Here is a 19,880-nt window from a genome sequence, read left to right as displayed (position 1 = left end):
CATCAACAAAATCAACATCCACTAAGTCAACCCAAACCTTTCAAAAACGAACCTCCAAAAACGGCTCAGGCCGGCGTGATCTGCCGGCTTTCCCATTCCGTAAACTTATCAAACCATCATTACAAACCATCATTATTCTCATTAAACCCCATCGGAGGAATTGATTTGACACTCAGAAAACCGACCGTTTCCGGTCTTTTTTATGACGCGAATCCCGACGGACTCGCCAAAGAAGTCGACGCCGCGCTTGCCGCCGCCAAAAAAGAAGTGACCTCGTCCGACAAAACGTTCGGCGCCATCAGCCCGCACGCCGGCTACATCTTCTCCGGAAAAGTATCCGCGCTCGCAATCGAATCCTTGTAGGAGGCCGACACGTACATCATTCTCGGACCCAACCACACGGGACTCGGCCACGCGCTTTCGCTGTCCACCGCCACTTGGCAAACGCCGTTGGGTACCGTCGAAGGCGACGAGTTCTTAGCGTCCTACTTTGAAGGAACGGAAATTGTCAAAGACGAATCCGCTCACACGCACGAGCACTCCATTGAAGTCATCTTGCCGTTCCTGCAGCGCAAAATGAAGGGCCGCAAATTTAAAATCCTGCCGATTTGTATGGGCGACCAAAGCAAAGAAGCGGTTTCTCTTGTCGCTTCCATCATTTCCAACATTCTCATCAAAGACGTGACCGTTCAAAAGAAAGGCGGCTATTCCGAGAAATTAAGAATTGCCGTGATCGCTTCCAGCGACTTTTCGCACTACGTCTCTCCGGAAAAAGCCAAAGCAGCCGATCTCAAAGTCATCGAACGCATCAAAGACATGGATGTTGCCGGCTTCTACGAAACGATTCAAAACGAAGACGCATCCCTTTGCGGTTACGGCCCCATCGCCGTGCTGATGGAAGTTTCCAAAACCGTGTTGGCAAAGCCGGTGTTTTTGAAATACATGACCAGCAACGATGAAACCGAATCCAGGACCAACGTCGTCGGTTATGCCGCGTTCAGTTTTATCCTGGAAGACAAAAACAACTGCAATTGCAGCTGCGAGTAAAAATTCTGATTGAAGCAGACTCTGTTTGCTTCTCTTTTCTTTTTGTTTTTTGTTTTTTGCATTTTATAGCGCCGGCGCCGCGCGCGTTAAGGCGACACTTTTTCTTTTCGAGTTTTTAAAAATTATCCGTCATTTTTGATTTTGAGTCAAGCAAACCATCCCGCAAAATCAGACGCTTTGCGTAAAAATTCCGTCGCTTCGCTAGGCATTTTTCAGGGACGGTGTAACCCAGTTTCCATAAATTCGCTTCGCGAACGGCTCCCTTCGGTCGCATAAATCTTGGTTTTGCTTGTTCCAACTTCCCGTGCAAACCATCCCGCAAAATCAGACGCTTTGCGTCTGTATTTTGCGGAATCCCGTCAGTAAGATACACTGCGCAATTTACAGTATAGATTGCACCTGCTGTTCCCATTTTTAGTTTCAATTTGCACCTACAGTTAACTATTTTTAGATTGCCGTTTGCATCATCCGTCTCCAAAAATACAGATGTTTCCTAATCCGATTTTCACCTACTGTTTCCAACAATACAGATGTTTCCTGATCTGATTTGCACCATCTGTTCGCAATGATATTGTATCTGTTCGCGGTATCCGTAAAATACAAACGCTGTCGCGTTTGATTTTACGGGGCGGTTTGCATGATTATATTTCAAAAATTGCCTGCCGTTTTTCAAAAACGCAAAAGGAAAATGTGTTGCCATAACGCGCGCGCCCGCTGCCCGCCGCAAAAAACACAAAAATCTCTTTCAAAACGTCCCAAAACGGATTCGAATTTTTTGAATCATGGGAATGGATTTATAAATTAAGTTTGCAATTTCTATTCTATATCTCATTTAAATTTTACAATTTTATTCAAATGGTCTTATCATTCATGGTGTTCAAATGATTACGTGTTCGGCGCCCGGGAAAATCTTTTTGTTTGGGGAGCATGCGGTTGTGTACGGAAAAACGGCAATCGCCTGCGCGATTGATATTCGGGCGCATGTGACGATTGAAGAAATCAACAGTCCGGCGGTCCAAATGAAGGGTCCGGGCGGTAACGTCGACCTCAACCAGCGCAAGCACCCCTACATTTATGCCGCTGTCGAAAAGTTCCGGCACCTGGCGGATCTGCCGCCGGAAGACGCAACAACAGCGTCCGGCTCCGGCATCTGCATCGACATTCATTCCGAAATTCCGGTCGGCTCCGGTCTCGGATCGTCGTCCGCCGTCACGATTGCGACGCTGAAATCCCTGGACGTTTTTTACGGCACCAACTTAAAGCTGGATGAAATCGCACGCATGGGCCATCAAGTAGAAGAGGACGTTCAGGGACGCGCAAGCCCCACGGACACGTTTGTGTCCACATTCGGCGGTCTTGTCCGGATTCCGGACCGGGTCAAATTGGATTTCTTTGACGCGCCGATCGTCATCGGAAATACGCGCAAGTTCTCGTCCACTCGAAAACTTGTTTCCAACGTCGCTTCCTTAAAAGAACGCCATCCGCAAGTGATCAATCAAATTATGGATACGATCGGCACGATTGCCGAAACCGGCGTCAAATACGTCACCACGAACGATTTTACAACCGTGGGTGAACTCATGAACATCAACCAGGGTCTTTTGGATTCCATCGGCGTCGGCTCGTTTGAATTGTCAGAACTGGTTTATGCTTCCCGAAAAGCCGGGGCGCTCGGATCAAAAATCACAGGCGCTGGCGGCGGCGGCTGTATGATCGCTTTGTGCGAACACAAAAATCTCTCCCGCGTCGCGCATTCCATCAAACGCGCCGGCGGCGATTCGTTCATTTGCCGAACATCCAATTCGGGCGTCCGCGTGGATAAGGAAAAATAATTTGGATCAAGCCGGATAAAACCGGATCACCAATACTTTTATTGATATCATTTCATTGATTTTGATTATTATCGGTTTGATTATTATCGATTTATTAGGATTTGTTTTTATGACGCAAACTTCAAAAAAATCAACCGTCGACGGAATTACGGTTTTAAAAATCGGTGGCAGCGCCGTCACGGACAAAAATGCGACAGCGGGTTTGGCCAAAGAAGACGAAATGCGCCGTATTTTTAAGGAAATCGCTTCATTTTCGGGACCGCTCGTGATCGTTCACGGCGCAGGGTCGTACGGTCACACGCACGCAAAAGAGTACGGGCTGGACAAAGGCTTTCACAAAGAAGGATTTTTGATCACGCACGACTCCGTCCGCCTGCTCAACGAGATGATTGTCAAAGGACTCCGGAATGAAAACATTCCCGCCGTTCCGCTTCAGCCGCTCGCCTTTTCCGTTTGCGAAGACGGGCGTATAAAGTCCATGTTCGTCGACCAAATCGCGCTCATGCTGGACCACGGACTGGTGCCGGTGCTGCACGGCGACGTTTGCATGGACACCGTTCGCGGATCTTGTATTCTTTCCGGCGACCAGTCTTTGCCGTATGTGGCGGCGGCGCTTTCCGCAAAACGGGTCGGACTTGGCTCGGCAGCGGACGGCGTTTTGGATTCGGACGGGAAAGTCATCTCGACTATTACACCCAAAACATTTGATTCCGTCAAAAAACATATCGGCGGCTCGGCCGGAACGGACGTGACGGGTGGCATGCTCGGCAAAGTGTCCGAAATTTTGGAACTGGCTGAAAAAACAGGCATTGAATCCTGTATTTTTAACGCGAACACGCCCGGAAACGTGGCGGATTACTTGAACGGAAAAACAATCGGAACCCGGATTTCCCGGGACTGATTTTCTTTTTGACAACGTTTTTCGTAAAAACATTTGATGAATATTTATCAAATATCTATCTAACGTCTGCCAAATATCTATCAAGCGTCTGTCAAATATCTATCAAATGTCTGTCAAATATTTAACAAAAATATTTGATTTCAGCGTAGTTTCAGTGGTTTTCAAGCGGTTTCACGCCGCTCAAAATGAATTATTTATATACTATTACCGAGTAGGTTAAATAAAAATTCGCTGCGAATCAGAATTGAATCTGAATTTTATCTTTCGGGTTGGGCCGTATCGGCCGGCATCATTGATCCGGGTTTTTCCGGTTCTTTTTTTGTATGAACATCGTTATTTTATCATTTATCCAATACAAGCGGGCAATCAGAAATGGAGTATGAAACATCAAGACGGAAAATGGAGCACCTTGAGCTTTGCGCGCACAGCCACGTCGAGTCTCGAAAAGTCAGCGCCGGTTTTGAAGATGTTATGTTGATTCACCGGGCGCTTCCGGAAATCTCCATGGACGACATTGATATGTCGATTGACTTTTTCGATAAAACGTTGTCCTTTCCCTTTTTGATCGCCTCCATCACCGGGGGACATCCTGAAACCACCGCCGTCAACGCGGCGATGGCTGAAGCGGCTGAAAAAATCGGCGTCGGTATCGGCGTCGGCAGCCAACGGGCGGCCATTGACGATAAATCTCAAGTGTCTTCTTTTAAAATTGTCCGCGAAAAAGCGCCAACGGCCTTTGTTTATTCCAACATCGGCGCGGCGCAGCTTTTAGAATACAGCCTTTCTCAAATCGAAAGTGCTGTAGAAATGATTGACGCGGACGCGATTGCGGTCCACCTCAACTTTTTGCAGGAAGCGATTCAGCCCGAAGGCGACCGAAACGCAAAAGGCTGCCTGGAAAAAATCGAAGAACTCTGTTCTGTTTCATCCGTTCCGGTTTTCGCTAAAGAAACCGGCGCCGGCATTTCCCGGGAAGACGCCCTGATGCTTAAAAAAGCAGGCGTCAGTGCGATTGACGTCGGCGGTGTCGGCGGAACCAGCTGGGCGGGCGTTGAAGTATACCGGGCCCGGCAGACGGCGGATACGCTGGGCGAATATTTGGGCGAACTCTTTTGGGATTTCGGCATTCCGACCGTTTCCAGCATCGTGGAATGCAAAGTGTCGGTGCCGGTGATTGCGACCGGCGGCGTCCGAACAGGTATTGATGTGGCCAAGTCGATTGCGCTCGGCGCAACGGCCGCAAGTGCTGCGCTGCCGTTTGTGGGCGCGGCCCTCGAAGGACCCAACGCTGTGTTGGAAAAACTGGAACTCATGCGCCAGGAACTGAAAGCGGCCATGTTTTTGACCGGCTGCGACACGGTTTCGGACTTGTCCCGGACGAACATCGCGATTACGGGACGCACTTATGAATATTTGAGCCAGCGCGGATTTAATGTGAAAGATTACGCGAACAAAGAGATGCTTTAAATCCTAAAAAGATATTTTACGAGCAAAATAAACGGATTATTGAACATATTGAACGATCATTGGATGGTCATCATTATTCCGGAAAATAAACCGGTTGAAAATCCTTCATTCGTTATCATATTCATCACATCATTTATTCAAAAACAGAAAAAAATTAGAAAAATATAAAATAAAAATTTGAAAAACATTAAAAATGCATTCAAATCAAAATAAAATCAAATAAAAAAATCAAATAAATATTAGTATAAAACCATAATCTACAAAAATTAAACACAGAAACTGTGTCTTTAGAGGAACATAAAAATGGAAGAAATAGGTATTGTCGCCGTGGGCGGCTATAATGAAATGGGCCGTAATATGACGGCTGTTGTCGTCGGCGACGAAATTGTTATTTTAGATATGGGCATTCGTCTTGACCGCGTTCAGATTCACGAAGATGCGGAAATTGACCGCATGCACTCTCTCGAATTGATTGATATGGGCGCGATTCCGGACGACACCATCATGCGCGACATCAACGGAACCGTCAAGGCGATCGTTTGTACGCACGGACACTTGGACCACATCGGCGCCATCCCGAAATTGGCGCACCGCTACAACGCCCCGATCATCTCGACGCCGTATACGACGGCGCTCATTCGCGAACAGATCGAAGAAGAGAAAAAATTCAAAGTCAACAACCCGTTGGTCGCTTTGAAAGCCGGCGATTCCTACGAAATCACCGACACCATCTCTGTTGAATTTATCCCGATTCCGCACAGCATTATTGACAGCGTGATTGCGGTCATCCACACGCCGTACGGCTCCGTTATGTACGCCTGCGACTTTAAATTGGACCGCGCGCCCACCATCGGCGACTCGCCGGACTTCGGCGCTTTAAAGAAACTCGGCCGCAAAGGCGTTTTGGCGATGATTACGGAAACCACAAACAGTGCCCGTTCCGGAAAAACGCCGTCCGAAACCATTGCGAAAGAAATGCTTCGCGACGTCCTTTTGGGAACGGAAGAATCCCACGTCGGCATGATTGTGTCCACTTTCGCGTCGCACATCGCCCGTCTCAACGCGATTATCGAAATCGCGGAAGAAATGGGCCGGATTCCGGTTTTCATGGGCCGTTCCATGGAAAAATATTTGCTGGCGGCTCATAATTTGGGATTTGTCAATCTCCCGAAAAATGTGGAAATTTACGGTCAGCGCAAAGACGTTGACAAAGCCTTGAAAAAGATCATGACGGAAGGCAAGGAAAAATATTTGCCGGTCGTCACCGGACACCAGGGCGAACCCGGTTCTATTTTGGTCAGAATCGCTAACGGGGAAACGCCATTCCAAGTGGAATCCGGCGACCGCGTTATTTTCTCAGCCAACATTATTCCGAGTCCCATGACCCGCGCCAACCGCTATGCGCTTGAAACCAAACTCAAGATGCGCGGCGCCAGAATCTATGACGATGTTCACGTGTCGGGACACGCTTACCGGGAAGATCACTGGGAATTGCTCCGCATGGTTCAGCCCACACACGTTATTCCGGCACACGGCGATTTAGCCATGCACAGCGCCTACATTGAAATGGCGGAAGACGCCGGATACGTTCTCGGTGAAACGGTTCACCTGCTCAGAAACGGTGAAATTTTGTACATTGAGCCTTAACGCTCAATGTTTTTCATTTTAATTTAATTATTTTATTTATTAAATTCATTCAGTTCATATATTTATTAAATTCATTCAGTTCATTCATTTTTTATTCATTTTATATTTTGAATTGTTTTTTGAATCTAAATCTAAAATACGGATTTTTGGTGTTTGACGATGACGGTTATTGATGAAATTAAAAACAGATCTGTTCCGGTGGACAAAGCGATTGACACGCTTCTGCCGGTCAAAGAACCGGCCGGTTTGTATGAAGCGTCCCGCCACATTGTGAAAGCCGGCGGCAAACGTCTCCGTCCGGCGGTATTGCTGGCGGCGAACGAAGCGGTCGGCGGAAACACCGACGCGGCCGTTCCGGCAGCGGTGGCGGTTGAACTGATGCACACGTTTACGCTGGTTCATGACGATATTATGGATAACGATCCGGTGCGCCGCGGTCTTCCGGCGGTTCACACAATTTGGGGACAAGCCGGCGGTATTCTGGCGGGCGACACGCTTTATTCCAAGGCGATTGAGATCATTACGGAATCGGACGCCGAGCCGAAACAGCTTTTAAAAGCCGCCAATATTTTGGTGAAAACATGCGTGGAAGTCTGCGAAGGCCAGTGGCTGGACATTGATTTCGAAAACCGCGACTCGGTTTCCAAAGAAGAATACTTGGAAATGATTGAGAAAAAAACCGCCGTTCTCTTCGGCGCCGCCGCACAAATCGGCGCTGTGATCGGCAACGCGGATGAAAAAACAGGCCAAGCGCTTTACGATTTTGGACGTTTGACCGGTCTGGGTTTCCAAATTTACGACGACGTTTTGGATTTGACGATGTCATCCGACGTTCTCGGAAAACGGCAAGGCAGCGACATCGTGGAAGGCAAACGCACACTTTTGATGATTCACGCGCTGGAACACGGCGCTAAACCGAAAGCGTTCGGCAAAGGCGACGCGACGCCGGAAGAAATTCAGGAAGCCATCGACGTTTTGACGAAATCCGGCTCTTTGGATTACGTGAAAAACTTAGCGGTTTCTTATGTGGAAGAAGGTAAATCCAAACTGGATATTCTGCCCGACAGCAAAGCCAAACAGGTTTTGTCGGACATTGCCGATTACATGCTTTACCGGAATTTCTGATTCCGGTTCCTTTTTTTATTTCGCCTTTTTTCCAATGGCTGCGTTCTCGTTTTTTATTCATCTATCAGCCTTGGTGTACGAGTTAACTTATATTAATCAGGAAGCATCTGCAGTTCCGTTAAGCAGGGATAAAATCCATACTTAGCATAGAATCCAAAAACTTCTTCGTTGCCGACACTTACTTTGATAACTATTTTCCTAGGATTGCTCTGCTTAAGCCAACTCAATACCTTGTCCATGAGGTTGCCGGCTATGCCCATTTTGCGATAATCGCCGGAAACAAAAATTGAGTCAATTTCTCCGGTGTCATCAACGACGCTTGCGATACAGTAACCAACAACAAGAGACGCGTCATAGGCCAACACAACACACACCTGACCTTTTTGAGCCGTTGAGAGCAAAGTTGTTTTTCTGGCTTCAAAAGTATTGTTGGCATAAAAATCCTTATAATAAGGGGATTTATCAGAATGTAATTTATTGAGTTCTTCCCACAAGGTTTTAACATTGTCCAATAAATCTTCTTTCCCCAATACATAGTGAATGTTCGCTTCTATTGTAAACACCCTCCTGTTAGAGTTATTTTATGTATATTTTGTGTGGATTCTATTTGAATGAATTTGTTTTCATCAATGAATGATTTCATTTAAAATTGTAAAAATGGTGAAATGAGTGAAATTGGTGAATGAGTGAAATTGGTGAATGAGTGAAATTGGTGAATGAGTGAAATTGGTGAATGAGTGAAATTGGTGAATGAGTGAAATTGGTGAATGAGTGAAATTGGTGAATGAGTAAAATTGGTGAATAAATGAAATTGATGAGAAATGATGATAACAAAGTGAATTCGTGGACGAGAATCTGAATTTCAAAAATAAATGAAATCGGTAAACGCGAAAACCGTGAAAAAACAAGGGCTGTAGGCTGAAGAGATACGTGAAAAAGAATGAGTCAATTTGAAGTCCGACCTCTTCAAATTGAAATCTTTGGTTTAATTTTTTTAGAATCGTTAACTCGACTGTTATTGTTTTTTGTACATTTTTTCAATGATTTCCCGAATGCTTTTTTCCAAGTCTTTTTCTGAAATCAAAACCAGCTTTTCCGACTTCGATTTGATGTTTTCCTGGAGCGTGTTTTCACGCAGTTTTCGGGTGGTTGTGTAACTTTCCATATAATCGACAATTGCAATTCGGATGATGAAGGATTGGTTTTTTTCCAAAATCTGGGATAAAAACTTCAATTCCTTAATCAGGTACCGGTTCAATGAAACCGAAATCTGCTTTTTAGGAGACCGGTCTTCTTTGGAGGCGGCCAACAGCATCTTATATTCAAATTCGGGGTCGTTTTCGTAAACAGCAATTTTCCCGAAGAATGAACATAACGACGTAAAGACAATATCCGAAATGGACGCAAAATCTTCCGTTTCCACTAATTGGTTCACCTTTGCCAGCAGGTCTTCACTAATCGATATTGAAACCGGCGTTTTTTTATTGTTTATCTTTTCATTTTCCATCAGACAAAATCAACTCTTTTTAATTGTTATATAAATATCAATTATTATATTAATTGTTTTTTATATTTGATTTGTCCAACCATTGCAACTAATAACCTTTTTACTTCCAAAAATTCAAAATTTCAGGGTCCTCAAAAACTTTATCAATTTGCTTTTTGTTGGTTTTTGTTTTTGTGTCATCCTTTTTTGTGATCCGACCGTTTTTGTGTTGATGCCTCAAAAATATCTTAGATTCATATGATTATTTCCGTTTTTAAATTTATAATCATGATAATATCTAAAATATGTATTTTTTATCAACTTTATATCCTAATTGTAATTTTTACTATTTAGGTGTTTTTCTCTGCTCATAGGATTTTGTGGTTGACAATAGTTCTTTATACTTCCATTCCAAATTAAAACATGTGTGACGGGCGACAAAACGAAATGACTGTTTGTATGGTTGTCATCCGCCTTTTTAAAAGGAACTATTGTTTGCAGATGGTCGAAACCTTTGCCCGCCGCACACAAGTATCCGATCTCGTTTTATTTTTTGTTTTTATTTTCATTATTTGCGGTGTTGTTTTGATGTTATTTCCGCTGCTGTTTTGTTATTATTTTTATTTGTTTTTTTGATATTTTGTTTTTATTTGTTTTTTTGATATTTTGTTTTTATTTTCATTCTTCCATTTCGTTTTCATAGAAAAATGTCAGCTCTTCTTTCTCGAATTGATTTTCAATATCGAGTTTGAGCTTGCCGACGTATTCCCCCTTTCCTTTTTTGGCGTGGTATTGAACCACCCGGAAAATGCCGCGCAGCGTTTGCGCTTCGCACGGCGTCAAATCGGCGCGTCCGAAAATGCGGCGCATCATCAGCGCCATTTTATCCTGTTTGTGCGGCGTGAATTCAATATCTTTGAGCATGTCTTCAAAATGGCCGCACAACGCTTCAAAACTGTTCCAATCGACGGTTTTAACCTCGCCCGTCATCTTCGCGCCCGACAGTTCGTACATCATCAGGCCGACGGCGTGTGACAAATTCATCACCGGATAAATGTGCGACGTCGGAACGGTCGCGATCATGGAACAATAAGACAGTTCCTCGTTTGTGAATCCTGTATCTTCCCGGCCGAACAATACGGCAAATTTCGTGTCCGGGTGGTATGTATTCATTCTTTCCTTGAGCGCCTGCGGCGAATAAGCCGGCGTTCGGATGTGGTCGCATTTTTTAAAAGCGCGCGATCCGGTTGTGCCGATCACGACATCGCAGCCCAAAACCGCTTCTTCAACCGTCGCGCAGAGCTGCGCGTTTTGCAGCACATCAATGGCGTGCGACGACATGGCGCGCGCTTCGCCTTCAAGCGCGCATGGATTCACTAAAAATAGTTCACAAAATCCGAAGTTTTTCATCACGCGGCAAACCGACCCGACGTTTCCCTGGTAAAGCGGTTCGACCAAAACGACGCGAATTTTCGGAAGCGGCGACGAAGACGAACCGGCGTCTTTTTCCGGCGCGTCAACAGCCGAGTCCGAAATGCCTGCCGGTTCGTTTTTCTCGGAACCGTTCAAATCCGCGTCGGTCATATTTTTCGAAAAAGAAGAAAGGGTCGGGTCTTGCATAATTAAGAAAAAAGAGGATACTGTTATTTGATGTTTTTGTTTATCATTTCTCTTTTGAATAGTTATATATATTATGGAACGGGATTTTATACTAAACAATTCACAGCAGAGATATTTATGGATGAAAATGAAATCAGCCAAATATTATCCAATTCTAAGAAAATAATGGAAATCGAAGGGTTTACCATTTCAAAAGAATTGGAAGCACAAGGCCGAAAAATATTGACCGGTGAACTTGATATAAATGATTATGTCAATTCATGTAAACAAAAAGCCAAAGGCTATGCATCTGAGATATGAAATATTCTACGAAAAGCGGTGACCCTTATTGTTATCCTGATTCGACGGTTTTAATGAACAAGTTTAATATCACAGATCTTGGTCACCTTCAGGAAATTGAGTCTGAAATCACCTATGTTAAGTTGGCTCAGCTTCAAAAAACTCCTTTTAAAGACAAATTTGATTTAAGATATCTGTAAAAAATCCATAAATATTTGTTTGAAGATATTTATACATGGGTCGGCGAAATTCGAAATTGCCAGTTCTTAATTAAAGGTGAATCTATTTTTTGCAGAGCCGATTTCATTCATGTTTATGCGGATACGGTTTTTAATGAATTAAAATCTGAAAATTATCTTCAAAATATGGAATATGAAACATTTATTGGGCGTTGTGCTTATTATATGGGTGAAATAAATGCCTTGCATCCTTTTCGGGATGGGAATGGGCGTGTTCAACGTATTTTCTTTCAGGAATTAGCAAGACGTGTGGGGTATAATTTGAATTTTGCAGCGGTTGATAAAGACGATTTATTAGAAGCGGACATCGCCTCTTTTAATAAAAATTATGAGCCATTACGTTTTTTACTTGAAAAGATGGTTCAAAAAGTTTAATTTATTTTCTTTTTTCATTACGTTTTAATCTGTTTTCTTTTTTCATTACGTTTTAATTTGTTTTCTTTTTTTAATGATTTATATCATTCTATTCTCTCATCATTTTTTTACTTGTCAATAATACTTATTTTAAAATTTATATTATATATCTTTCGTAATATTTCGGACACATATGTATTACTCAAGAACATTTATTTAATATCTTTTTAAATATTTGCCGCTCGATTTTTTAAAAATTTTATTTTTTATCCGGGTGAACTCATGTCTGAAAAATCTCAAATCAACAACAAAAAAAATTCCGGAATCGTTTTGGTCCTTCTGGCTCTTTTAATTTTGGCTCTTTCTGTTTCTGTTTTTTATATCTATTTTTCAAGCCAAAACCAAGATGATCTTTGTACAAACTGTTCTGTTGCCAATCCGTCGGAATCGGCCGCCGGATTTGAATTGCCGCCGGCAAATGAACCGCCTCAAACGCCTTCCCCCATCATCGCGAATAATTCAACAGGCGGTGGCGGCAGCGGCGGAACGCCGACGCCTTCTGTTCTTCAGGCAACGGTGACCGTGAAATATCTGAACGGCGTCGACGACCATTACGGAACAATTGACGGCAGCGGAACTTTCAATATCGGCGACGAGGTGACGGTGACGGCAACGCCGGTCTCTCCAGGATATAAATTTATGAAATGGGTGGATGACGATAATTTCGGCGATGATGCGATTAGCACAAGCGAGTTTTATACATTTACGTTAACGGGGGATACGACACTTTATGCTGTTATGTGTGGAAACAGTGCGGAACTCAACTTAAATGTCACCAATTTAACAGATTCAACGATTGAAGTTCACGGACACGTTGCTCCGCCGTCAACTCCTTTCAGCGTTTATTTACCTCAATATTTGGATGAACGTATCTTGACAAGTCTTTGCAACGGTACCGGTGTTATGGCAGATCGTCTTTTTTCATCGGATTTGACAGCAGTTGAGATTCCGAATTCTGTGGCGTATATCGGACCATATGCTTTTTATCTCCGCGATTTGACATCAATCACTCTTCCTTCCAATTTAACAAAAATCGAAGGGACATCTTTTTCCGGATGCGATATTACCTCTTTAACAATTCCTCGAGGCGTTGAATCAATAGAGTCCGGAGAATATGGGGCGGGAGCGTTTTCAGACTGCCAACAATTGACAACGCTTACATTTGAAAGCGACAGCCATCTTACAACAATCGGCAGCTCGGCATTTATCAGAACAGCGATTGATGAAGTTGTCATTCCGGAGAAGGTGACAATCATTGGAGATTTGGCATTTGCCAACTGTCAAAATCTAGAACGTGTTGAATTTTTAGGTCCGCAGCCGACAACATGGGATCCGGATAGTGTGTTTTCCAATTCTCCGAGTGTCGTTGTTTATTATCATCCGGAATATGCTGATTCCTGGGCATCTTACACCGGCTCAAAACAACCCATTTAAAATTAAACATCGTTTGATGTTTTTCATCAAACATTTTTTTTTTTTTTTGTTTTTTTAAATTATCACGTTTTTGTCATTGATTGTCATTTATGTTCATTGAATTTTGACAAGTCGGTCTGCCCTTTTGTTTTGTTATATTTCTTAAATATTATAATATTGTTTCCGGGACAGCTTATTTTTCGGTTCAAGCCCGTCATTTTTGAAGATAATGTTTAAATATAATCGGTACAAAGGAGATACAACTTCTATCCGTTGGCTGTTTTTCGGTCAATCTTTTCTCTTTCATTAAATCGGGAAGAGTAGACGTTGTAGATAGAACTTTTAAATTCTCAATGCGCCGGATTCAAATGATCAATCATAACAAATTCATTTGAGCAGGCCGCTGTTATATTTGTACAATTTATTCAAAAACGAATTTCGTTAACGGTTTATTTGCTTTTCAAAAATAAATGGAGAAATAAATAATGGATTACTTTTCAGGTATTGCGGGTGTTTCATTAACATTCGTCGTCATGATGAGTGTTTGCGCCATTGCGATTCTTCTTTTGATCTTCGGTCTCTATTTGGATCTCAAAAAATGGTCCAGAGGCGTCGTTTCATACGGTCTTGAACCGGAAGAAGGAAAATCGGGCAGCATCATCGCGTTCATTAAAGCGTATTGGAAACAATTAACATCTCATGAAGGCGTCCACCACGGACAATCCTTCTGGAAATCCCTCATTTTGGACGTCTGTCTCCAAAGAAGAACCTTCCGCGCCAGCAAAGGCCGCTGGTTCATGCACATGCTTATTTTCATCGGCTGGATGGGCCTTTTCGCACTTTCCGGTCTCATGTTCGCCGCCGAACTCACACACATGGCCGGCGTTCACTTTGACATTGAAGCGTTCAGAACCATGCTTCAGTTCCCGAACCAAATTCTCGGTTACATGCTTTTGATCGGCGTTTTGATCGCCGTCGTCCGCAGACTCTTCATCCCGAAAGTCCGCCAAAACACCAACTCTTACGACTCTGTTTTGCTGATTACATTGTTGATCGTCGTGATTACCGGTTTCGTCGCACACGCCGGCCGCTACATCGTCATGGGCGCCTCCGCGTTCACCGGCATTGACGCCATTTTCTACGACTACGAAATCTGGACGCTTGGCGGCATGATGTTCTTTAACACCTATGTGAAAGAACTGGCTTTGACCCACAGCATTTTGGCGCTCTTCGTCGGTCTTGCGTTCATCCCGTACAGCAAATACATCCACATGATTACCTCGCCGCTCACGATTCTCGTGAACAAAGGAGGCGAAAAATAATGGCAAGAAGACAACCTGACTTAGACCTGAAAAACATCACCATGGTCCAAACAATGGAACTCGACGGCTGCATGCGCTGCGGCGAATGCGCCGAATGGTGTCCGACTTATGAAGGCTCCGGCAACTTACCGGGTCTTTCCCCGCGCGACAAAATCTACCGCTGGAAACGCTTTGTCGACCGCTCTTACGGTATTTCCGCGACCCTCTTCGGTCCGAAAGAAATCACCCAAGAAGAACTCGTCTCCTTCAAAGACGACGTTCACGGCTGTACCACCTGCGGTATCTGCGCCACTGTTTGTGAATCCGGTATCAACACCGTCGAACTTTGGGAAGCCATGCGCGCCAACCTCGTGAAACGCGGTATCGGTCCGTACGGCAAGCAAGGCACCATGCCCAAGATCATCAACGACACCAAAAACTCTTACAACGAACCCAAAGAAAACCGCTTGGTTTGGATTCCGAGCGACGTTAAGATCGCGGACAAAGCCGATGTTCTTTATTTCATGGGCTGCACGGCCGGCATGAAACAAACCAACCTCGCCGTTTCAACCGCTCGTGTTTTAAACAAACTCGGCGTTGAATTCTGTACGCTCGGTGAAGAAGAATGCTGTTGCGGTTCCGTTTTGATCAGAACCGGACAGTATTACAAAGAGGACAACCTCGCCAAAAGACTCGCCGAAACCAACGTGAACAACATCAAAGCCAAAGGCGCCAAAATCGTCTTGTACGCTTGCTCCGGCTGTTTCCGTGCCTCCCTTGTGGACTGGCCGAGACTCACCGGCGAAGAAGTGCCCTTTAAAGTGATGCACGTCACCCAATTCCTGGCCGAAAAGATTGACGCCGGAGAAGTGGAATGGGTTCAAAAGCCGTTTGGAGAAGACAAAAAAGTCACTTTCCACGACCCGTGCCACTTGGGACGCCACGTCGGCGTTTACGATGAGCCGAGAAAAGTCATTCAAAGCATGCCCGGCATGGAATACGTCGAAATGGAACGCTGCAAATCCTACCAGAGATGCTGCGGCGCCGGCGGCGGTGTCAAAGCCGGTATGCCCGAACTCGCGCTCTCCATTGCAAAACTCCGAGTCGGCGACGCGGAAGAAGTTCTCTATCCGGAAGAAAAGACGCAAACCAACGTCTTCGCACAAGCCTGCCCGTTCTGTAAGAGAAACTTGTCCGATGGCCGCGACGCTTTGAAACAAGCCGGCGACGAAAAAGCCGATGTCATCATTGAAGATATCGTCGAAATCAGCGCCCGTGCCCTTGGTCTCAGCCCGTCGAAAGAGTAAACTGTTCTCAAATAAATTCATTAAATCTCGGATTTTCCGAGATTTTTTCTTTTCTTTTTTTGTGTTTTTTTTCTTTAGCGAGCGGTCTGCGCGCGCGTTATGGCGACACATTTCGTTTGAGTCTTCGAAAACGGTGGGTTGATTTTTGAAGATGTCAAGCAAGCCCTCCCGATAAAACAGACGCGTTTCGCGTCTGTTTTATCGGAATCCGATGAAATGGGATTGGTACAGCAGCAACGAATGCAAAACGGAACAAGAAACAACTGTATTGTTAGAAAACAGTAGATGCAAACCGGACCAGAAAACAACTGTATTTTCAGAAACAGCAGGTGCAAATCGAAACCTAAAAACAGTCACCCGTGGGTGCAAATTGAAATTTAAAAATAGTGAACAGTAGGTGCAAGTTGAAATTTAAAAACAGTAAACTGAAAGCGCAACTCAGTATTTTTAAAATAGATACCACTCAGCTGCCAAAATTATTGTAAAAAAGAAATGAAATAAAAAGAGGCGGTTTTTCCGCCATTTTCTTTTATTTCATAACCCGCACATATTTATTCACATCAAATGTGTAATGCGGGAGGTTTTTGACGCTTGTGTCGGTTTTTGGGCTTTCGAACTTTTCGAGTTCTTCATCGCCGTCGACATCAAAGAAACTTTCGTCAAACATGTTATCACCTTTTTTCTTGTTCTTTGACGAACGGTTTATTTCAATCGGTTTCATTGTTTTTCACGAATGAAGTGCCGATTTTGGCCTTTGCGTTTGTCGACCAATCTGTTTCCCAACAAACAGTTTTCTTTGGTTTCTGACAATTCGAATAAAAGATTTCAACAAATATATATGTTCTCGATATAATCTATATAGATTTATCAATTTTATTTAGATTTGTTAAATCTCTTTATTCAAAGTTTGATATAAAAGGGATGTATTATATTTAAATCTTTTTGATTATATATTATCGTCTTAATCTATTCGTTTAGACGAAATCAATGTACGTCGATTTCTTCTTCTGCCGGATGGTCAAATATCACGATTATTCAAACTGTACAAAATTATAAAAAAGTCGGGGGTTTCGACAAATTTAAATAAAACCCCGACTTTTTTTGCTTATGGACTCCAAATTTTATCGGGTTGAAAAGGTTCAAGCCGGTCAAGAATCGAAACCGGGCGAATATCGATATTATTTGATTAAAGATATTCAGTTCAAAGATCAGAAGTCAAAAGTTCGAAAAAGAGTCGATTTTCCGGATCGAATTATCTTTGACGCCGAATTTGAGAAAAAAATTATTGCTAAAAAAGCATCCATGAGCCTCAGCTATTTTCATTTCGATTATTTAATCCCGGAAGACGTTTTACCTCTTGAATATAAAAAGTTTCTTTACGAAACTTTTTTTAAAAATATTTCCGCGGACGAAGCTGCCGCTTATCATCAGTTTAATGAAATCAACTATATTCACGGGACGACGTCAATTGAGGGAAATACGCTGAATAAGCAAGAAGTCAGCGATTTGATTGAAAAATCCATTCAGCCGGCTCAAAAGAGTTTACGGGAAATCTTTGAAGTTCAGAATTATAAAAAAGTCAGATTGTTTACCCGTTCCCATACGAAACGGATTGATTCAGCTTTTGTTAAAAAATTGCATCTTCTGGTGATGGAAAATATTCTTGACAATCCGGGACAATTTCGCCAAATCGGCAACATTGGTATTTCCGGCTGCGATTTTCAACTGACGCCACCCGAATTGGTTGAAGAAGAGTTAGAGGCGGCTATTTCTAAATATTATCAAAATATTGATGCCGGCAAATATCCGTTTGAGCAAATTATTCAATTTCATTATGAATTTGAAATGATTCATCCATTTGTTGACGGGAACGGACGTGTCGGACGGGAACTCGTTAATTATTTGCTGAAAAAAGAAGGATATCCGGATCTAATTTTAAGAAATGAAGATCGGGCTGATTACATCAAAGCGCTGCAGTTTGGAAATAATTCAGAATACAAGGAAATGATTGAAATTTTCAGCCGGCTTTATCAAATTCGTTTATCAAAAATTGAAACGGAATTTGATCGGCTGAAAACAAGATAAATAGATAAAAAATAAAAAGATAAAAACAAAAAGATAAAAAATAAAAATGTAAAAAACATTAAGGATAAAAAATAACACGATAAGAAATAAAGAGATGGCCGGCGTTTTCTTATTTATTATTTTTCAATCAACGCCCCACACGTCGGCTTCAACGTGATAATCGCTTTTTCCGCGCAGAATGGATGGGTAAGACGCGATTTCTTCGATGGTGAATTTTAAAGATTCGGAATTGAAGCGTTCGGAAATGTCTTTCCAGGGAATCGCGTACGCCTCGCGGGCGCGTCCGGCGCCGTACCGGAGTTCCACGGCCAAATAACCCCGCCGTCCGGAACATTTTAAGAAATCGGAGATCCGCTCGATTTGATGAACGCCTTTCTTGTCCGTTGTAAAGTGCTGGGTAAAGTAAAGCGCCTTTGTTCCTTTCTCAACGGAGATGCTTTTGCATTCGATGCCCAGGTAATAATCCGGGTTGAGGGAATCGACGAGAACGTCTAAAAATTGGCTGGTAAAACGGTGCTGTTTGAGCCGGTAGGAAATTCCGCGAATATTCTTCTCTTGGAAATATTCGTTGAAGGAATGAACCAGATCTCTTTCAAATTCTGTCATCAAACAGTCAACGGCTCAAAGATATATCAGGTTTTACCAAGCGGGGAGAAAGTATTCGCAAGAATGCGAGAGAATGTGTTCAATAAGAAATATTCTGCAGAAAAGTATTTCGATGAAAGAAAAAATATTCAAAAAACAATATTTTCAATTCACAGGCATCGCTTTAGGAAAATAAAAATGTCGAAGTGAAATAAATTCAGCTTCAGACAATATAATTTGGTTGAATTGAAAAATTGAATGATAAACGCTTAGGACTCCACAATAAAGCGGATGAAGTCTTCGCTCAATTTTGTTTCTTTTGTGACCAGCGAAACGATGTCGTCGGTGGACATTTTTTCCGCTTTTAACTCGTCAATTCTGTCTAAAACATGCTGAGAGACTTCAGAATATTCGTTGATATCCTTTCTGTGGCCCCAGACATCTCCTTCCAGAAGGGCGATGTTTTGCATAGCCAAATACATTTGGACAGACTCGGACAAGGTTTTCTTGTAGGAACTCGGGATATGGATGGCTTTGATGTTCGGGCATGCTAAGACCAAGTTGAAAATGTCCTTGTTGGACGGTCTGAATGCAAGGTGAATCACTTCATCGGATGATTTCAGTGTTTCGATTTCTTCTTTTGAACTAACAACTCTGATTTTCATTTTTTTCCCCTACCTTTTTTTGGAATAATCACTTATCCCAAATTGTTTTTGGTATTCTGTTTTTTTATACAAGCATTTTTGAATAATTCTTTACCGGAACAGTATTAAATTATACATCAATGCTAACTAAATATGTATACTGAAAGAAGGTGTATTAAATGTTTTGTTTAAAATACAAATGTTTTGTTGAAATTATAAACATTTTACGAGATTTACAAATTTTTTGTCAAATATCCCGTCTTTTCTTGTGTTTTAAACAATTTCGGAAATCATTTCGTTCGTTATTGATTCCTTCCTTCTTTTGACACATTTTTTGTTGTCTATTGTCTTTTATTCGATTTTTTTCAAATAAATTTCAGACACACATGATTTAATAAGATATATTATTATTTAATTGTTTTTATCAATATTTTCAAAAAATTATATTTCAAAAGCTACAAGGGGTGATTTGACCCCTTGCGTTTTTA

The 19,880-nt window shown here is 42.8% G+C and carries 18 protein-coding genes and 1 pseudogene; 12 read left to right on the top strand and 7 right to left on the bottom strand.

Going from position 1 to position 19,880, the window contains the following annotated elements; all coding sequences use genetic code 11:
- Positions 1–75 precede the first annotated feature (75 nt).
- A pseudogene (gene amrB, locus MsAg5_RS08050) lies at positions 76–1,047 on the top strand (AmmeMemoRadiSam system protein B).
- Between the two features lie 115 nt (positions 1,048–1,162).
- On the opposite strand, the gene MsAg5_RS08045 reads toward amrB, so the two are convergent.
- Entirely contained in the window at positions 1,163–1,459 is a 297-nt protein-coding gene (locus MsAg5_RS08045) for a hypothetical protein (protein WP_338100110.1), read from the bottom strand.
- A gap of 469 nt (positions 1,460–1,928) precedes the next feature.
- Here MsAg5_RS08045 and MsAg5_RS08040 point away from each other — a divergent pair, with 469 nt between their 5' ends.
- From MsAg5_RS08040 to MsAg5_RS08020, 5 genes are all read left to right on the top strand, one after another.
- Positions 1,929–2,879, top strand: a complete 951-nt coding sequence (locus MsAg5_RS08040; RefSeq protein ID WP_338100109.1) for a mevalonate kinase — start codon at positions 1,929–1,931, stop codon at positions 2,877–2,879.
- Between the two features lie 109 nt (positions 2,880–2,988).
- Positions 2,989–3,780 carry an isopentenyl phosphate kinase gene (locus tag MsAg5_RS08035; protein ID WP_338100108.1) on the top strand — a complete coding sequence of 264 codons (792 nt, stop codon included), beginning with the start codon at positions 2,989–2,991 and terminating at the stop codon, positions 3,778–3,780.
- A gap of 372 nt (positions 3,781–4,152) precedes the next feature.
- Positions 4,153–5,247 carry a type 2 isopentenyl-diphosphate Delta-isomerase gene (fni, locus tag MsAg5_RS08030; protein WP_338100107.1) on the top strand — a complete coding sequence of 365 codons (1,095 nt, stop codon included), beginning with the start codon at positions 4,153–4,155 and terminating at the stop codon, positions 5,245–5,247.
- Positions 5,248–5,550: 303 nt separating this feature from the next.
- On the top strand, positions 5,551–6,894 hold the full coding sequence (locus MsAg5_RS08025) for an RNase J family beta-CASP ribonuclease (protein WP_338100106.1): 1,344 nt from the start codon (positions 5,551–5,553) through the stop codon (positions 6,892–6,894).
- A gap of 159 nt (positions 6,895–7,053) precedes the next feature.
- Entirely contained in the window at positions 7,054–8,019 is a 966-nt protein-coding gene (locus MsAg5_RS08020) for a polyprenyl synthetase family protein (RefSeq protein WP_338100105.1), read from the top strand.
- Between the two features lie 92 nt (positions 8,020–8,111).
- Here MsAg5_RS08020 and MsAg5_RS08015 read toward each other — a convergent pair whose 3' ends face one another.
- The 3 genes from MsAg5_RS08015 to MsAg5_RS08005 form a co-directional block, all read right to left on the bottom strand.
- Positions 8,112–8,582 (bottom strand): GNAT family N-acetyltransferase, encoded by a 471-nt coding sequence (locus tag MsAg5_RS08015; RefSeq protein WP_338100104.1) that lies wholly within the window; start codon positions 8,580–8,582, stop codon positions 8,112–8,114.
- Between the two features lie 452 nt (positions 8,583–9,034).
- Positions 9,035–9,526: a hypothetical protein gene (locus MsAg5_RS08010; protein WP_338100103.1), complete on the bottom strand. Its 492-nt coding sequence runs from the start codon at positions 9,524–9,526 to the stop codon at positions 9,035–9,037.
- Between the two features lie 657 nt (positions 9,527–10,183).
- Positions 10,184–11,125, bottom strand: coding sequence for an RNA methyltransferase (locus MsAg5_RS08005; protein WP_338100102.1), 942 nt, complete (start codon positions 11,123–11,125; stop codon positions 10,184–10,186).
- Between the two features lie 117 nt (positions 11,126–11,242).
- Between MsAg5_RS08005 and MsAg5_RS08000 the strand changes: the two genes are divergently transcribed.
- The 5 genes from MsAg5_RS08000 to MsAg5_RS07980 all read left to right on the top strand — a co-directional run bounded on the left by MsAg5_RS08000 (position 11,243) and on the right by MsAg5_RS07980 (position 16,078).
- On the top strand, positions 11,243–11,425 hold the full coding sequence (locus tag MsAg5_RS08000; protein ID WP_338100101.1) for a hypothetical protein: 183 nt from the start codon (positions 11,243–11,245) through the stop codon (positions 11,423–11,425).
- Between the two features lie 182 nt (positions 11,426–11,607).
- A complete protein-coding gene (locus tag MsAg5_RS07995) occupies positions 11,608–12,018 on the top strand; it encodes a Fic/DOC family protein (RefSeq protein WP_338100174.1) in 411 nt (136 codons plus the stop codon).
- 261 nt (positions 12,019–12,279) lie between these two features.
- Positions 12,280–13,491, top strand: coding sequence for a leucine-rich repeat protein (locus MsAg5_RS07990; RefSeq protein WP_338100100.1), 1,212 nt, complete (start codon positions 12,280–12,282; stop codon positions 13,489–13,491).
- A gap of 464 nt (positions 13,492–13,955) precedes the next feature.
- A complete protein-coding gene (locus tag MsAg5_RS07985) occupies positions 13,956–14,792 on the top strand; it encodes a respiratory nitrate reductase subunit gamma (protein WP_338100099.1) in 837 nt (278 codons plus the stop codon).
- Positions 14,792–16,078, top strand: coding sequence for a (Fe-S)-binding protein (locus tag MsAg5_RS07980; protein ID WP_338100098.1), 1,287 nt, complete (start codon positions 14,792–14,794; stop codon positions 16,076–16,078). Before MsAg5_RS07985 ends, MsAg5_RS07980 begins: the two co-directional genes overlap by 1 nt.
- Before the next feature lie 529 nt (positions 16,079–16,607).
- Here the strand turns inward: MsAg5_RS07980 and MsAg5_RS07975 are convergent.
- Positions 16,608–16,745, bottom strand: coding sequence for a hypothetical protein (locus tag MsAg5_RS07975; RefSeq protein WP_338100097.1), 138 nt, complete (start codon positions 16,743–16,745; stop codon positions 16,608–16,610).
- A 440-nt stretch (positions 16,746–17,185) separates the two neighbouring features.
- On the opposite strand from MsAg5_RS07975, the gene MsAg5_RS07970 reads away from it, so the two are divergent.
- On the top strand, positions 17,186–18,163 hold the full coding sequence (locus tag MsAg5_RS07970; RefSeq protein WP_338100096.1) for a Fic family protein: 978 nt from the start codon (positions 17,186–17,188) through the stop codon (positions 18,161–18,163).
- Positions 18,164–18,286: 123 nt separating this feature from the next.
- On the opposite strand, the gene MsAg5_RS07965 is transcribed toward MsAg5_RS07970, so the two are convergent.
- Both MsAg5_RS07965 and MsAg5_RS07960 read right to left on the bottom strand, forming a co-directional pair.
- A complete protein-coding gene (locus MsAg5_RS07965) occupies positions 18,287–18,769 on the bottom strand; it encodes a hypothetical protein (RefSeq protein WP_338100095.1) in 483 nt (160 codons plus the stop codon).
- A 248-nt stretch (positions 18,770–19,017) separates the two neighbouring features.
- Positions 19,018–19,413 (bottom strand): DUF1699 family protein, encoded by a 396-nt coding sequence (locus MsAg5_RS07960; RefSeq protein ID WP_338100094.1) that lies wholly within the window; start codon positions 19,411–19,413, stop codon positions 19,018–19,020.
- Positions 19,414–19,880 lie beyond the last annotated feature (467 nt).

Source organism: Methanolapillus africanus, from assembly GCF_032714475.1.
Classification (GTDB): Archaea; Halobacteriota; Methanosarcinia; order Methanosarcinales; family Methanosarcinaceae; genus Methanolapillus; species Methanolapillus africanus.
Note: the sequence above shows the minus strand (reverse complement) of the source record. Positions and strands in the feature narration are given on the sequence as shown.

What these genes read in the sequence shown, in the direction of transcription:
- MsAg5_RS08040 (WP_338100109.1), top strand. Translation starts at nt 1,929, where the DNA reads ATGATTACGTGTTCGGCGCCCGGGAAAATCTTTTTGTTTGGGGAGCAT.
- MsAg5_RS08000 (WP_338100101.1), top strand. Translation starts at nt 11,243, where the DNA reads ATGGATGAAAATGAAATCAGCCAAATATTATCCAATTCTAAGAAAATA.
- MsAg5_RS08005 (WP_338100102.1), bottom strand. Translation starts at nt 11,125, where the DNA reads ATGCAAGACCCGACCCTTTCTTCTTTTTCGAAAAATATGACCGACGCG.
- MsAg5_RS08025 (WP_338100106.1), top strand. Translation starts at nt 5,551, where the DNA reads ATGGAAGAAATAGGTATTGTCGCCGTGGGCGGCTATAATGAAATGGGC.
- MsAg5_RS08045 (WP_338100110.1), bottom strand. Translation starts at nt 1,459, where the DNA reads ATGGGAACAGCAGGTGCAATCTATACTGTAAATTGCGCAGTGTATCTT.
- MsAg5_RS07960 (WP_338100094.1), bottom strand. Translation starts at nt 19,413, where the DNA reads ATGAAAATCAGAGTTGTTAGTTCAAAAGAAGAAATCGAAACACTGAAA.
- MsAg5_RS07990 (WP_338100100.1), top strand. Translation starts at nt 12,280, where the DNA reads ATGTCTGAAAAATCTCAAATCAACAACAAAAAAAATTCCGGAATCGTT.
- MsAg5_RS07980 (WP_338100098.1), top strand. Translation starts at nt 14,792, where the DNA reads ATGGCAAGAAGACAACCTGACTTAGACCTGAAAAACATCACCATGGTC.
- MsAg5_RS08035 (WP_338100108.1), top strand. Translation starts at nt 2,989, where the DNA reads ATGACGCAAACTTCAAAAAAATCAACCGTCGACGGAATTACGGTTTTA.
- MsAg5_RS07965 (WP_338100095.1), bottom strand. Translation starts at nt 18,769, where the DNA reads ATGACAGAATTTGAAAGAGATCTGGTTCATTCCTTCAACGAATATTTC.
- MsAg5_RS08010 (WP_338100103.1), bottom strand. Translation starts at nt 9,526, where the DNA reads ATGGAAAATGAAAAGATAAACAATAAAAAAACGCCGGTTTCAATATCG.
- MsAg5_RS07985 (WP_338100099.1), top strand. Translation starts at nt 13,956, where the DNA reads ATGGATTACTTTTCAGGTATTGCGGGTGTTTCATTAACATTCGTCGTC.
- MsAg5_RS07975 (WP_338100097.1), bottom strand. Translation starts at nt 16,745, where the DNA reads ATGTTTGACGAAAGTTTCTTTGATGTCGACGGCGATGAAGAACTCGAA.
- fni (WP_338100107.1), top strand. Translation starts at nt 4,153, where the DNA reads ATGGAGTATGAAACATCAAGACGGAAAATGGAGCACCTTGAGCTTTGC.
- MsAg5_RS07970 (WP_338100096.1), top strand. Translation starts at nt 17,186, where the DNA reads ATGGACTCCAAATTTTATCGGGTTGAAAAGGTTCAAGCCGGTCAAGAA.
- MsAg5_RS08020 (WP_338100105.1), top strand. Translation starts at nt 7,054, where the DNA reads ATGACGGTTATTGATGAAATTAAAAACAGATCTGTTCCGGTGGACAAA.